This window comes from Tenacibaculum sp. Bg11-29 (assembly GCF_002836595.1).
Lineage (GTDB): Bacteria > Bacteroidota > Bacteroidia > Flavobacteriales > Flavobacteriaceae > Polaribacter.
This window is the reverse complement of sequence record NZ_PJBB01000003.1, coordinates 403365-416841: the sequence shown is the minus strand read 5'-3', so window position 1 is coordinate 416841 and position 13477 is coordinate 403365. Positions and strand designations below refer to the sequence as shown.

The following is a 13477-nucleotide window of genomic DNA, read 5'->3' as shown; positions in this document are numbered from 1 at the left end:
TAAAATTAATTGCTAGTTCTAGCATATTTACGAAAGTCCTCGCGGCTTTCTATCTGTGATTTATTTGCTAAATTTAGTACTTAAAACACGTTATAGTTCTCTTCTTTTTCTATCTAAAGATATTTAATACAAACTAAAGAAACACGTTGGGCTTAATTAAAAAAATGAAAACAAAAAAAACCAATCAAGTATTTACACCATCCAAACCTTCAACATTAATTTTCGTTGAAAGAGATTGGAAAATAAACAACCAACTTGTTGATGCACTAAATACACCAGGAAAACAAATTGTCGTTTTTGGACATTCAGGTTGTGGAAAAACTACTTTAGTTCTTAATAAATTGAATCAAACTTATGAAAACTATATCATAACTCGATGTATGAAAGGAATGACATTTGAAAATGTAATTTTAGATGGCTTTGATCAATTAGATAATTTTTATGAGGAATCTTCTTCTTCAAAAGGTTTAAAAATAAATCCTAAAATTACTCTCCAATATAACGAGATCAAATCTTCAATTTCCTTATTTGAAATAAATAAAACTAAAACAAAAAACAACATATCAGTATTACCACCTCAATTAACACCACAAAGATTAGGTCATTTTTTTGGAGAATCTAATTCTTGTTGGGTTTTAGAAGATTTTCATAAAATAACCGGAGAAAATAAAACAAAAATCGCTCAATTAATGAAAGTATTTATGGATATGTCCATAAATTATGATGAGTTAAAAATAATAGCAATTGGTGCAGTTTCAACAGCAAGACAAGTTGTAGAATATGACAATGAACTATCTGGAAGAGTAAGCGAGATAAAGGTACCCATTATGGATAATGATGAAATTGAGAAAATAATAAATAAAGGAGAAAAACTTTTAAATATTCATTTTTCAAAAGAAACAAAAGACAAAATAATTAAATATTCATGCGGTTCTCCTACAATTTGTCATCAAATATGTCTTAACATTTGCTTTAATGAATTAGTTTATCAAACATCAAAAAAGAAAATTTTCTTTGATACTACTCATTTAGATTTAGCCTTAGAAAAGTATTTAGAAGAAAAGACAGATACATTAACTTCAACATTTGATAAAGCAGTAAAAATTTCAAATGGCTCAATTTTAAATTTACCCAAAGAAATAATTAAACAAGCTTTAAACTTAAAGAAAGAATTTTTTAGCTTCGATGATTTAATAAATTCTAAATTAATTAGAGAAAATTCAGTTAAATCAGAAAAAATCATTAATGAATTGTGTACTCTAAAAAGAGGAGAGTTTTTTACCTATGATATTAATTCTAATAAGTATAGGTTTAATAACCTATTTCTAAAAAACTTTGCTTTTCTAACTTTTAAAGATGAAAAAGATGAATTAGATGTTGCACCAAAAAGAAAAGATTTAAAAGTAATAGAAAGACTATTGAATATTATTGAAAATGACATTAATGAAGATTATGAATTTTATATTGAGAATTTATAAAACTAAGCCCAACAAAAAACTGAGATAGAAAATAAACAGTTTAGTCATTCACTAAAAACATATACTATTATTTTTCTAATCTAAACTATACAATAGTTTATAGACTGTTGTGTGGTTGTTTTTTAAAAAAAACTACAATACCTTTATATTCTGATTTAATTTATCTGAATGGTTCTAAATAATTGTTGCAACAAGAATCCACGATGTTGCAACAAAAAAACAGGAAGTTTTCTAAAAGATAATTGATAAATCTAAATACTGTATCTCTTTAAAGGATTTACACACTTTTAAAAATAAATATCAATAAATTCGGGTTTCTTTATTATTAGCATTTTAATTCAAATTACTTGAATAAATAGTGTAAAACGACTTAAACACCATCGACTTCAGCTACAAATAATTTAAACTCTTTTGGGGTGGTCGTTTTTCGTTTCTTAGATTCTTTTAATTCGATATTCCTTGATTCTGAAATTATCCTGTTGATAGTACTTCTGAAAAACCGAGTTGATAACCTCCAATAATGATTTGCTAATTCTTTTTCTATCCAGCAGAGATGCCATGCTAACTCGCTTTTTTTCTAAATTTTATCCTCAGTCATGAAAATAATTATTCACAAAATATTATTCTCCAGGTTTTTTATCTATAGCATCCTTTTGAACTGTGAATTCTGATTCAAAATAAAGACCAATAATGTTTGTTTTTTCAGGGCTCAATTAATAAAAGACAAAAAACTTTATAATTATGCAGTTTTGACGATGCTTTGGAAAGTGTTGTTAATTTTTAGGTGCTGAAATCGTTACCTATTAAAAAAGAGTGATTTATAATCTCTTATTTTAGAGTAGATTAAGTATGGTATTTAGAAGGTCGAATTGAACTTCTAAAATATAAAAAGCATTGATTATATTAGTAGTCAAAAATGACTAACATGATAGATGAAGAATTAAAAAATGAGTTCGAAAGGAACTTGAGCTACAAGGTTCAACTATGTATAAAAGATGTATATCGCCCTCAATATTTAATTAATCTTGCCGCAGAGGAAGGATATTATATTGCTGCTAAAAAACTAATTACTAAACCTGAGAACACAGAAGGATTTACTAAATTACTTTTGGAAGGACGAGTAGATTTATCCATAGAGAATTTAGTCGTACAACCTGAATATACCCTCTTGTTTTCTAAAGAAGAAATTAGAATGTGTAAGCAACGGTTAGGTAGGTAACTTTACCTTTTGAGAAAGTTAAAATACTTCTTTAGTACTTCAGTTATTATTTATAGTTTTATAATTAATAATTACTCATTGTTTTTTAATAAAAAAATATAAATGCTAACGTCAAAAATCAGAACTAAAGTACATTCACTCTGGACATTATTATGGTCAGGAGGGCATTCTAATCCTATAACAGCTATAGAACAAATCTCATATCTGTTATTCATGAAAAGATTAGAAGTCTTTAAACCAGATGTTATTGACGAGTATAAGTGGAGCGTATATCACAAAAGAGATAGTAAGAAACTGGTTTCACATCTAGATTTAGTGTTTTTTTATATTAAAAATGATTTAACGGAAGAAGAATCTCCTTTTTTTAAGGCAATGAGACAGGCTAATTTTAGTATAAAGAAACCAACATTGATAGAAGAGTCTATAGAAATAATAGATGAAATTTATATTGAAATAGAAAAGCAAGAAAAAGAAGATGAGCAATACTTTCAAGATATTCAAGGTGATCTTTATGAACATTTACTAAAACAAACTAGTGAAGGTGGTAAGAATGGGCAATTTAGAACTCCACGTCATATCATTCAAATGATGGTTGAAATGTTAGATCCAGATATTGATGGAAAGATTAGCGATTTAGCCTGTGGATCTGGAGGGTTTTTAGTTGCAGCTCATCAATATATTATAACTAAGTATTCTAAAAAAACAACTATTGATATTAACGGTTTAAGTAAGGGGTTAGATGGACAGAAGTTGAATGAAAAAAATAAAAGCATATTAAAGAATAATACTTTTTACGGTTTTGATATTGATCAAACAATGGTTAGAATAGGTATGATGAATCTAATGATGCATGGTATAGATAGTCCTAAAATTATACACTTAGATACTCTTTCTCCTGAATACGAAAATTTTGAAACTGAAAATAATACGTTAAAGTATAAATATATACTAGCTAACCCACCCTTTACTGGGAAAATTAATAGCAAGACTATAAGTGAAAATTTAGATAGAGTTTATCATCCTAAAAATGATAAAAAAGGAAATAGAATATCCCAACCTGTGCAGTCAGAGTTATTGTTTTTAGAACGAATAATTTACATGCTAGAAGAAGGAGGTCGTGCAGCAGTCATTGTGCCAGAAGGTGTAGTTTTTAATGGAGGGAAGGCATATAAAGAAACTAGGAAAATGCTAATGAATTGTTGTGATTTACAAGGTGTAATTTCTTTGCCCGAAGGAGTATTTCAACCTTACACAGGGGTTAAAACGTCTATTTTGTTTTTCGAAAAGCGTAAAAGTAATACTGAATCTCCTCAAGAAATGGATATTTGGTTTTATGGTATGAATTCGGATGGTTACTCCTTAGATGCTAACAGAAATAAACTTAAAATCAATCCTTTACCAATAGTTATTGAAGAGTGGGAATCAAGAAATAAAAAAAATCAAAAGAATAAGAAGTTACAACATTTTGCTATCCCTTATAATGAAATAGAAGATAATGGATTTGAGTTAAATTTTAATTTATATCAAGACTTTATTTATAAGCCCGAAAATTATAGAACTCCTAATATTATTCTTAAGCAACTTAGAGAGTTAGAGAGTGAAATATTTAGAGGTTTGGAAGAGCTTAGTGATGATAATTTTTAGAATATGGAGGTAGATAAAATTTTATTTAAAAATATTTTTGATTTTCAAGCTAAATCCAAATTAAAAGCCAGTGAAGGCTTTGACGAAGGAAGTTTTTCATTTTATACATCAAGCCCAAAACAAAGAAAGTATACTGAGTCTCCAGAGTATTTTGAAGAATCTATAATAATTGGAAACGGTGGAGTTCCTAATATTCATTATGAGGGTAGAGCTTTTTCTACTACTTCTCATTGCTTTGTTGTAAGGCTAAAAGATGATATGATAAATGAATTTGAAACTAAATTTGTTTACTATTATCTATTTGGGAATATTCATATACTTGCAAATGGATTTAAAGGTGTAGGATTAAAAAATATATCTAAGACTTACATCAACAAAATTGAAATTCCAAAATATGCTATTGAAGATCAAAAGAGATACATAAATAGATTTGACAAAATCCAAAATTTAATAAATCGAAAATCCGAATTTCTTTCATTATTAGATGAATTTCTTCTTAGTACATTTATTAAAACATGTGGAGATCCAATTTTGAATAATAAAAATCACGCTATAGCAAAAATTGATAATCTAAAACTTGAAAAGAATAATTCCATTAAATCTGGACCTTTTGGTTCTACATTGAAAAAAGAATTTTATACACCAAAAGGTTATAAAGTTTATGGTCAGGAACAAGTAGTGAATGGTCTTGATTATGGAAACTACTTTATCAGTTTAGATAAATACAATGAATTAATAAATTATAAAGTAGAGTCAAAAGATGTTCTTATAACTTTAATGGGGGTTGTTGGTAAGGTAGCAGTTATTCCAAGTAATTTTGAGGAAGGTATTATTAATCCAAGGTTAATGAAAATTTCCTTTAATCAAAAGAAGATTAAGTCAGAGTATTTTCAATTTTTATTTCAACATTCTCCTTATAGGAAGAAAGTTGTGAACTCTGCTAGAGGAATCGCAATGAAAGGCTTAAACCTGAAGATTGTTAAGAATCTAGAAATACCATTACCTGAAATAAGTATTCAAAATAAGTTTTTATGGATTAAAAAAAATATTGAGCTACAGAAAATTAGAAGCAATCAGTCATTAGATTTGTTGGAAGAACTATTTCAGACTTTAATATATAAAACCTTTAATGAAATCGCTGATAAAACTAAAAAAGATGAAATAAACCTTTTAATAGAAGACGATATACTTATAGAGAATTTGATAAACTCTCTTAATAGCCACGAATATTCAAGCTCTGAAACTTATGACGATGAAGTGAAAAAACTTTTTCAGGTTTTAAATAGAACTAAAAAAGAACACAAAAACTCCCGAAAAGGAATTTTGCAAACCTTTGTTGGCAAGAAAATAGTATTGCAGACTCAAAAAAAATATATAGACAATAACGATGAAATTATCCCGACTTAAACTAAATAGTGATTTTAATAGTTTAAGTTCAGGATTTGAACTTGAATTTAGAGCTCCTTATAAAAAAGAAAGCCCAGAAAACGATTGGTCTCAGTTTCATCCTTATTGCTTTGCTGGATTAAATGGAAGTGGAAAGTCTAATATATTAGAAGCGCTTTCTCATATATTCTATCATTTAGAAAATTGTGTAAATGTAAATCACCCTAAAAATTTCCATCCTAATAATGGAGCTAATAAACCAAATGCATACGAATTAGAATATTATATTGTTCCTAAGTTTCAAAATGAATATATCACTAACAAAGAATACATAATAGAAAGTTTATTTAAAGTAGTAATTACAAAAAAAGAAAATGAACTGCCTAAGTTAGAAGCTTTTTCTTACCCTTTTGAGAACATAGCAGATGAGGACTCATTCAGAATGCTTCCAACTGAAACAGAAAGAAAAGAAGGATATTCTGCTCCAGCTAAAGCATATTTACCTAATCTAATAATAGGTTATTCTTCTGGGGAGAATGAAATTTTAAGTATTCCTTTTTTAAAGTCACAGTTATTAAGTTTTGATGAGTATCAAGAGTTTTTAATTCATAATAGATTTTACAAGGAACCTGAGAACAGTTTGGTTTATATAGATTATGAAATGAGTCAAGCTGTGTTACTGTCTAATTTAATTTTTCATGACGAGGAAGCTCTAAAAGAGAAAAATATTTTAAAATCTCTAAAAGAAGAGCTAGGGGTTTTAGATATTAAAAGATTTAGGATGAACCTAAATATAAAACAAGTAGAAGGGACTTCAAATAGAATTTTAGATCAACTTATAAAGGAAAAAAACACTCAGGATAATGAAGATAAAATAATAGATAAGTTTAAGAATTGTGCTACTTGCTATTATGATAAAGAGGATCATTTAATCCTTGATTTTTGGGTTGATGAAAACACTAAAATAGCTTTTAAAGATAATTTTAAAACCATATATGAACTTTTCCAAGCTTTTCAATTATTGTATACCTTAAATTACATTTCAATACCTCAGTACATTAAAAGCGATGTGTACAATTCGAAGGGATACTACACGGATGGTAAAATTCCAACTCCTGCTCCTGAGGATAAAGTTTTCTACTTTCTTGATTATTATATAGAGAAGAAAATTAAAGGAAAGGATGAAACGGTGGAATTATTACTTAAAAATCTTTCTGATGGAGAACAACAGTTTTTGCATACATTAGGGATTTGTTTGATGTTAAGAAATCGAAATGCATTATTGTTATTGGATGAGCCAGAAACTCATTTTAATCCAGATTGGCGTTCTAAGTTTATTAGTGTCTTAAAAAAGTCTTTGGATGCTAGTGGAAGTAATAATTTAATGCGTGATGTTTTGATTACCTCTCACTCTCCATTTATTATTTCGGATTGCTATCCTGATAAGGTTATTGTATTTGAAAGAGATAAAAAGACTAAAGATGTGATTGCAATAAATGCTAAAAAGAAAAAATTTAAAACTTTTGGAACAGATATTGATATTATTATGGAGAATATTTTTGATAAAGGAGACTTCATTGGAGAGTATTCAAAAGAGAGGTTTGATAAAATTGATTATAGTAGTATAAGAAAAACAGACGATATTGATAGAATTAAATGGGAATTACGTGATATGGGTGATTCTTTAACAAAAGATATAGTATTTGCTAAATTGAATAGAATTAAAAGGGAATTGACGAGTGCTAAGAACATATAAATCAATATCACATACCATACTAACCATAGATGAATTAGTCAATTATATTGTTTGTGATTACTGGTGCAATGCTAGGAAAGGTAGTTCCCTTTTATTTGATGATCGATTTACAGACTTCTTTTATAAACTTCCTGTATTTAGAGGAAGGCTTCTTGATATTTACGATTTGTGTCGTGAATTGAGTGATGTTGAGCGCAACGATATTGTAAATGCGTTTAAAAATCATAATGACATAGAAAACTTATGTAATGGAAATGTTACTCTTTTTGTAAAACCACTATCATATGTTGTTGAGGTGAAAATGAAACCTTTTTTCGTTGACCTTTATGAAGAATATTCTGAAAGGAAAACTTTAAAATTAGTTTATGGTTCAAAAGCAGATTATTATAACAAGTTATATGAAGAAAATAGATTTGTCGATTGCCCTTGTTGCTGTTTAGATGTTTTTGAGCCTGAGGAAAGTGGAAAAAGAGAAGATTTTGATCATTATTTGCCAAAGAGTGTAATTCCTTTTGCTAGTGTTAATTATAATAATCTAGTACCTCTCTGTCATAAGTGTAATAGAACTTATAAATCGGATACAAATCCAATTAAAGATAAAAAAATTTGTTTTTACCCTTTTGAAGGGAAGAATAATAATGTAAATGTAACAATAGAATTGGATGATGATATTGAAAATCCGATTAGGGAGTTAAGATTATCAGGAGATGATATTGAAAAAATAAAAACATGGGATAAGGTTTTTTCGATGACAACAAGATACAGGAATGTTAGTAATCAAATTAAGCCGTCTTTTCTGAGAAGATTAAAAAGACGTAACAGGGCAAGAAATGAAACTATTGAAGAAACTTGTAAATATTTTATTAACGAATATCAAGAGGACAATGATATCTATTTAGATAAAAAATTCCTTAAGGTTCCAATTATGGAAGCTATTCTTAAAGACGAGGATTTTATAGAGCAATTTAAATAATTGAAATGAATAAATTAGGTAAGCTTAATAAAGCACAAGAACCAATCTTAAATTTATATGTATTACAAGGAATGCTAAATTTTATATTTAGTAGATTTTGTTAATATGTACAGAACATTTGACTTAGCACAAATGCCCTATGTTTTTTATATTGTTATGTGCTTTATAATATATAAAAAAGCATACAAAGTGCCAAGACATAAGAGGTAAGGACAAAATAGAGTGAAGTATTAGTCGTTTGTAGCCGTTATAAACGGTTAGCATTTTTTTAATTAAAAAGAAAATAATTATTGAAATATAAAAAATTAAATCTCGGTTTTTAGACAAACTGACGTTAGCCATTATTATGAAGTACTCAAACATCATATTGTATTTTGGACTATTAACTACTCTTTTTTCATGTGGTTTTGAAGAAACAGAGGAAGAGGCATTAATTAACGGTTACTATATTGGATGGAATGATTCAGAAGCTAATAGAAATATTTATACAAAGCTTTATGCTCTGATTTAACTTATCTGAATGGTTCTAAATATTTGTTGCAACAGTATGTTGCAACAAGAATCAATCATGTTGCAACAAAAATCAACAAACGTTACAACAAAAAAACATGAAGCTTTCTAAAAATCAATATCAATAAATTTGGGTAACAGTTTTATTAATAGTGATTTGTAATAATCTATTAAAACAAGATTGATATATGATGATAGCTATAGAAGTGTTTCAGTCAAAAATTAAATGATTTTTACTTTTTTTTTACCACAGTACTTTTTTATGGGCTGTTTTTCTAATCACAAACCATTTTACATATTACTTTTCTTTCGCCTGTCTTTGGGTTTGTCCAAAGTTTACATACTCTTCTGCAGTTTTGAAATGCACCTTTTTTAAGTCTAATTGATTCTATATGAACATTTCCTAAATCATATTTTTTCAAAACTTGATTAAGTTCATTCATAAGGTCATTTGAAACCTTGATTGTTTTTTGTTTTACGTCTTTCATATATTTTATTTTACAATTAGACTTATTGTGTCACGAATGACAGAATTTTCTGAATTATTTGTTTCAGATATAATGAAAATATTTGGGCAATTACAATTTGTTGTACCGAGTGAAAATTGATTTTTCAAAATTCCATCTTTATCTGCAGATTCAGAATAATTGAGGAACTGTCCAACTAGATTTCCTTTAGAATCAATGGCAAATACTTTTGCAGTAGTTAGTAAAGAAGGCTTTCCTATATTTCGGGTTAATTTTGTTGTGAGAGTTATTGTTTGATTACCATTACTAATTTCTAATGACGGTAAATCAGTTATAATTTTTTCTGGATATGCTCTATCAAAAATAACTCCGATACTTTTCGTTATGTCGCTAATTCGTGCTTCTATTGTAATTTCTCCAACGGTTTGAGATGTTATTAATTTAGCTTTTGCTATCTTTTTATCTTTTCCATCAATCACAACTTTTGAAATGTTTGCTTCAATCTCTTGTTTGTCATTTTTAAATTTACCGCTCGATGTTTTTAAAGTTATTTTAGTAAACTCTTTTTTAGTATTATATGGAATTTCAACGATTACTTCTGTTGATGAAACTCCGTCAGCATAAATTTTATTGTTTTTAACAGATATTAAAACAAAACTATCATCAATTTTACTTAACAAGTAGTCATCTTCTTTATAACAAGAAAATATTGTTATTATAATTAAAAATATAAATATTTTTTTTTTCATATTAATTTCTATTTAATGGAATTAAACCAGACATATCATTGAAGAATTGTTTTAAACTCAAGTCGATTGATAAGCCAATGAAAGGAGTTGCTCCAAGTCGTTTATTATCAATGAGTAGATTTGGGTCTTCTCTATTGAAAAGAATTACACCTCCTGTTAATCTTAAAGCATTAGATAGACGAAAACCAAACCCCATTAGTAGAGATTTGTTATCGAACAGATCCTCTCTTTGTTCATCTTTTTTAAGGGAGGCAAGAGTTATACCTGTATTGAATGAAAGGCGATGCCATATAGTTTTATTTGGTATTAATTTAAATGGTATGCTTTTATCAAAATAACGAAACTCTATTTGAAAACCTATATACGGTGTGAATCCGTTAAAATCTTTTTGAAAACCATAACTGACATATCCAAAATCAGGTGTAATTCTAAACTTTGCTCTTGTTTCAAAACTGAAAATTTCAGAAGTTGAACTCACCCAATAACCCCTGGAAAATAAATCGTTATCAACTATTTTGGAAATTAAAAGACTTCTTTTTTCTTTTTCACTTATGCCTTTGTCTTTGTATATAATCTCGAGATTTGATTTATAGAAAGATGATAGTTCTGAAATATTATTTATTCCTGTATCCAAATCTATATGTTCTAAAGGGTCTAGTGTTTTCTTTTTACTTTTATTAATTTCATCAAGAATATTAGTTTGTAATGTAGGATTATTTTCAGTAATCGCTTTAAATAAAGCAAGGTATTTGGTGATTAGTGGGTCATCTCTTTTAATTAAGTGAACGATTAAAAAATCGTAAAATCTTTGAGGCTTTAATGGTGGAACAAAAATATGTAGGTCATATTTATTCTCTTTATTCTGTTCAAACTTAAACAATAGATTCAATTCCGTAGTTCTTGCCGAACTAAAATATTCTTTTCTTTCAGATTGCTTTATTTCATAATACCCAATACCAAGAATTCGTATTTTGTTTGAGTAAGTTTTTTTTAAAACAAAACCTTGATCGAATGGTAAACTTTCTTTAGCCATATCTGTAATAGGATCTATTTCAATTGTCTTATGGTTTTGACTATAAACAATAAAATTTAACAATAATAGAAGTGTTGTCAAAATGTTTGCTTTCATATTCGAATGTTTATTTAAAATTGCAGCTAACTTGTTTATATAAGTACTTTTACTCCATATATACAGATCTAATGAGAGGGGACTGCGGAATAAAGGTGTTTAAAAGTACAGCTTTTTTTCTTACCACAATTATGTCAATGAATTTTTCAGTTTTTAGGGGCTGAAAACCTACAATTATTTTAATGATTAACTGAATGGTTTTAAATAATTGTTGCAACAATAACCAACAGTTGTTGCAACAAAAAAACAGGAAGTCTTTTAAAAATCAATACCAATAAATTCGAAATCATCTTGAATAACAATTTCATATGTACTTTAATTCAAACTTCCTGAATAAATAGCGTAAAACGATTTAATCACCATCGACTTCAGCAACAAATAATTTAAACTCTTTTGGGGTGATCGTTTTTAGATTCTTGGCTTCTTTTAATTCGATATTCCTAGATTCTGAAATTATCCTGTTAATAGTACTCCTGAAAAACCGAGTTGATAACCTCCAATAATGATTTGATAATTCTTTTTTTGTACTCATCATAGGTGGGTACGCTATTTGATGCTCCATATTATTTATTTTTATAATAGTATTATTCTTTGTTGATTAGAAGTACACATCGTTGTAATTAGCCTGGGTAAAATCAGGTAAAATAGCAATCTCTTTGGCATACTCGTTATGATTAAATTCCCTGGTATTTAGATACTGATAAGAGGCCTTTAAAAAGGAATTTTGGACAAACTTTTCAAAAGAAATAAACTCTTTTTCACTTAGGTTTGATTTAAACTCTCCAGCCTGTAATTTGTCTATTATCAGTAAGCAGAAAGACATGAAATCATTATATCTTAGGTAATCAGTCTTATTAGCATAATCTAAATAAGCAATCAATTTTTTATACCGCTCTACGAGCGCAAAAATATCTTTCGCATCGTTCGTTACTAAAAAATCCCGAACGATTAAACTCTCTTCGGATAAGCTGTTTACCGGTAACTTTCCTAAATATTCAAGATCAATAGCACCTATATAAAAAAGCATACAAAGTGCGAATATATATATGGGGTAAGAACAAAATAGAGTGAAGTATTAATTGTTTATAACCGTTACAAACGATTAGCGTTTTTTTAATTAAAAAGAAAATAATTATTGAAATATAAAAAAATAAATCTCGGTTTTTAGAGAAGCTGACGTTAGCCATTATTATGAAGCACTCAAATATCATATTGTATTTTGGACTATTAACTACTCTTTTTTCACGTGGTTTTGGAGAAACAGAGGAAGAAGTATTAATTAACGGTTACTATATTGGATGGAATGATTCAGAAGCTAATAGAAATATTTATACAAAGTTTTATGTTCTGATTTAACTTATCTGAATGGTTCTAAATAGTTGTTGCAACAGATCTGCAACAATTGTTGCAACAAGAAAAAAGCATTAAAAAACCCCATTTTACTGAGGTTGTCGTTTGTTTTAATCTTAAAGAAACAACTATTGCAACAGAACAACAACATTGTTGCAACAGAAAAGCAATTTTGTTGCAACAAGAATCTACACTGTTGCAACAGATCTGCAACAATTGTTGCAACAAGAAAAAAGCATTAAAAAACCCCATTTTACTGAGGTTGTCGTTTGTTTTAATCTTAAATAAAACAGCTGTTGCAACAGAAAAGCAATTTTGTTGCAACAAGAATCTACACTGTTGCAACAGATCTGCAACAATTGTTGCAACAAGAAAAAAGCATTAAAAAACCCCATTTTACTGAGGTTGTAGTTTATTTTAGTCTTAAATAAACAACTGTTGCAACAGAACTGCAACAGATTTGCAACAATTGTTGCAACAGTTGTTGCAACAAAAAAACAGGAAGTTTTTTAAAAATCAATACCAATAAATTCGAAATCATATTGAATAACAATTTCTTTTGTACCTTAATTTAGACTTCCTGAATAAATAGCGTAAAACGATTTAATCACCTTCGACTTCAGCAACAAATAATTTAAACTCTTTTGGGGTGATCGTTTTTAAATTCTTGGCTTCTTTTAATTCGATATTCCTTGATTCTGAAATTATCCTGTTAATAGTACTCCTGAAAAACCGAGTTGACAACCTCCAATAATGATTTGATAATTCTTTTTTTGTTCCCATCATAGGAGGATATTGCATTTGAGACTCCATATT

The 13477-nt window shown here is 28.0% G+C and carries 14 protein-coding genes; 8 read left to right on the top strand and 6 right to left on the bottom strand.

Translation table 11 applies throughout. The features are described 5' to 3' along the window. Positions 1 to 164: 164 nt before the first annotated feature. The 7 genes from CXF68_RS01990 (at position 165) to CXF68_RS20455 (ending at position 8967) form a co-directional block, all read left to right on the top strand. Entirely contained in the window at positions 165 to 1478 is a 1314-nt protein-coding gene (locus CXF68_RS01990; RefSeq protein ID WP_101042684.1) for an ATP-binding protein, read from the top strand. Positions 1479 to 2403: 925 nt separating this feature from the next. Then, positions 2404 to 2697 carry a hypothetical protein gene (locus CXF68_RS01985; RefSeq protein ID WP_101042683.1) on the top strand — a complete coding sequence of 98 codons (294 nt, stop codon included), beginning with the start codon at positions 2404 to 2406 and terminating at the stop codon, positions 2695 to 2697. A gap of 102 nt (positions 2698 to 2799) precedes the next feature. Then, positions 2800 to 4341 (top strand): N-6 DNA methylase, encoded by a 1542-nt coding sequence (locus CXF68_RS01980; RefSeq protein ID WP_101042682.1) that lies wholly within the window; start codon positions 2800 to 2802, stop codon positions 4339 to 4341. A 3-nt stretch (positions 4342 to 4344) separates the two neighbouring features. Then, positions 4345 to 5748 (top strand): restriction endonuclease subunit S, encoded by a 1404-nt coding sequence (locus CXF68_RS01975; protein WP_101042681.1) that lies wholly within the window; start codon positions 4345 to 4347, stop codon positions 5746 to 5748. Then, positions 5729 to 7483: a restriction system-associated AAA family ATPase gene (locus tag CXF68_RS01970; RefSeq protein WP_101042680.1), complete on the top strand. Its 1755-nt coding sequence runs from the start codon at positions 5729 to 5731 to the stop codon at positions 7481 to 7483. The genes CXF68_RS01975 and CXF68_RS01970 overlap by 20 nt, the downstream gene beginning before the upstream one ends. Next, positions 7467 to 8456: a hypothetical protein gene (locus tag CXF68_RS01965; protein WP_101042679.1), complete on the top strand. Its 990-nt coding sequence runs from the start codon at positions 7467 to 7469 to the stop codon at positions 8454 to 8456. Before CXF68_RS01970 ends, CXF68_RS01965 begins: the two co-directional genes overlap by 17 nt. 346 nt (positions 8457 to 8802) lie before the next feature. After that, a complete protein-coding gene (locus CXF68_RS20455; RefSeq protein ID WP_157821832.1) occupies positions 8803 to 8967 on the top strand; it encodes a hypothetical protein in 165 nt (54 codons plus the stop codon). A 274-nt stretch (positions 8968 to 9241) separates the two neighbouring features. Here the strand turns inward: CXF68_RS20455 and CXF68_RS01960 are convergent, their stop codons facing one another. From CXF68_RS01960 to CXF68_RS01940, 5 genes are all read right to left on the bottom strand, one after another. Beyond that, positions 9242 to 9454, bottom strand: a complete 213-nt coding sequence (locus CXF68_RS01960; RefSeq protein ID WP_101042678.1) for a hypothetical protein — start codon at positions 9452 to 9454, stop codon at positions 9242 to 9244. 5 nt (positions 9455 to 9459) lie between these two features. After that, on the bottom strand, positions 9460 to 10182 hold the full coding sequence (locus CXF68_RS01955) for a hypothetical protein (protein ID WP_101042677.1): 723 nt from the start codon (positions 10180 to 10182) through the stop codon (positions 9460 to 9462). Between the two features lies 1 nt (position 10183). Further along, the gene (locus CXF68_RS01950; protein WP_101042676.1) at positions 10184 to 11311 is read right to left on the bottom strand and encodes a hypothetical protein; all 1128 of its coding nucleotides are present in this window, start codon (positions 11309 to 11311) and stop codon (positions 10184 to 10186) included. A 352-nt stretch (positions 11312 to 11663) separates the two neighbouring features. Further along, positions 11664 to 11873: a hypothetical protein gene (locus tag CXF68_RS01945; protein WP_101042675.1), complete on the bottom strand. Its 210-nt coding sequence runs from the start codon at positions 11871 to 11873 to the stop codon at positions 11664 to 11666. 36 nt (positions 11874 to 11909) lie between these two features. Further along, positions 11910 to 12338, bottom strand: a complete 429-nt coding sequence (locus CXF68_RS01940; RefSeq protein ID WP_101042674.1) for a hypothetical protein — start codon at positions 12336 to 12338, stop codon at positions 11910 to 11912. Positions 12339 to 12502: 164 nt separating this feature from the next. Between CXF68_RS01940 and CXF68_RS20450 the strand changes: the two genes are divergently transcribed. Then, on the top strand, positions 12503 to 12667 hold the full coding sequence (locus CXF68_RS20450; protein ID WP_157821831.1) for a hypothetical protein: 165 nt from the start codon (positions 12503 to 12505) through the stop codon (positions 12665 to 12667). 597 nt (positions 12668 to 13264) lie between these two features. Here the strand turns inward: CXF68_RS20450 and CXF68_RS01935 are convergent. Further along, positions 13265 to 13474 carry a hypothetical protein gene (locus tag CXF68_RS01935; RefSeq protein ID WP_101042673.1) on the bottom strand — a complete coding sequence of 70 codons (210 nt, stop codon included), beginning with the start codon at positions 13472 to 13474 and terminating at the stop codon, positions 13265 to 13267. Positions 13475 to 13477 lie beyond the last annotated feature (3 nt).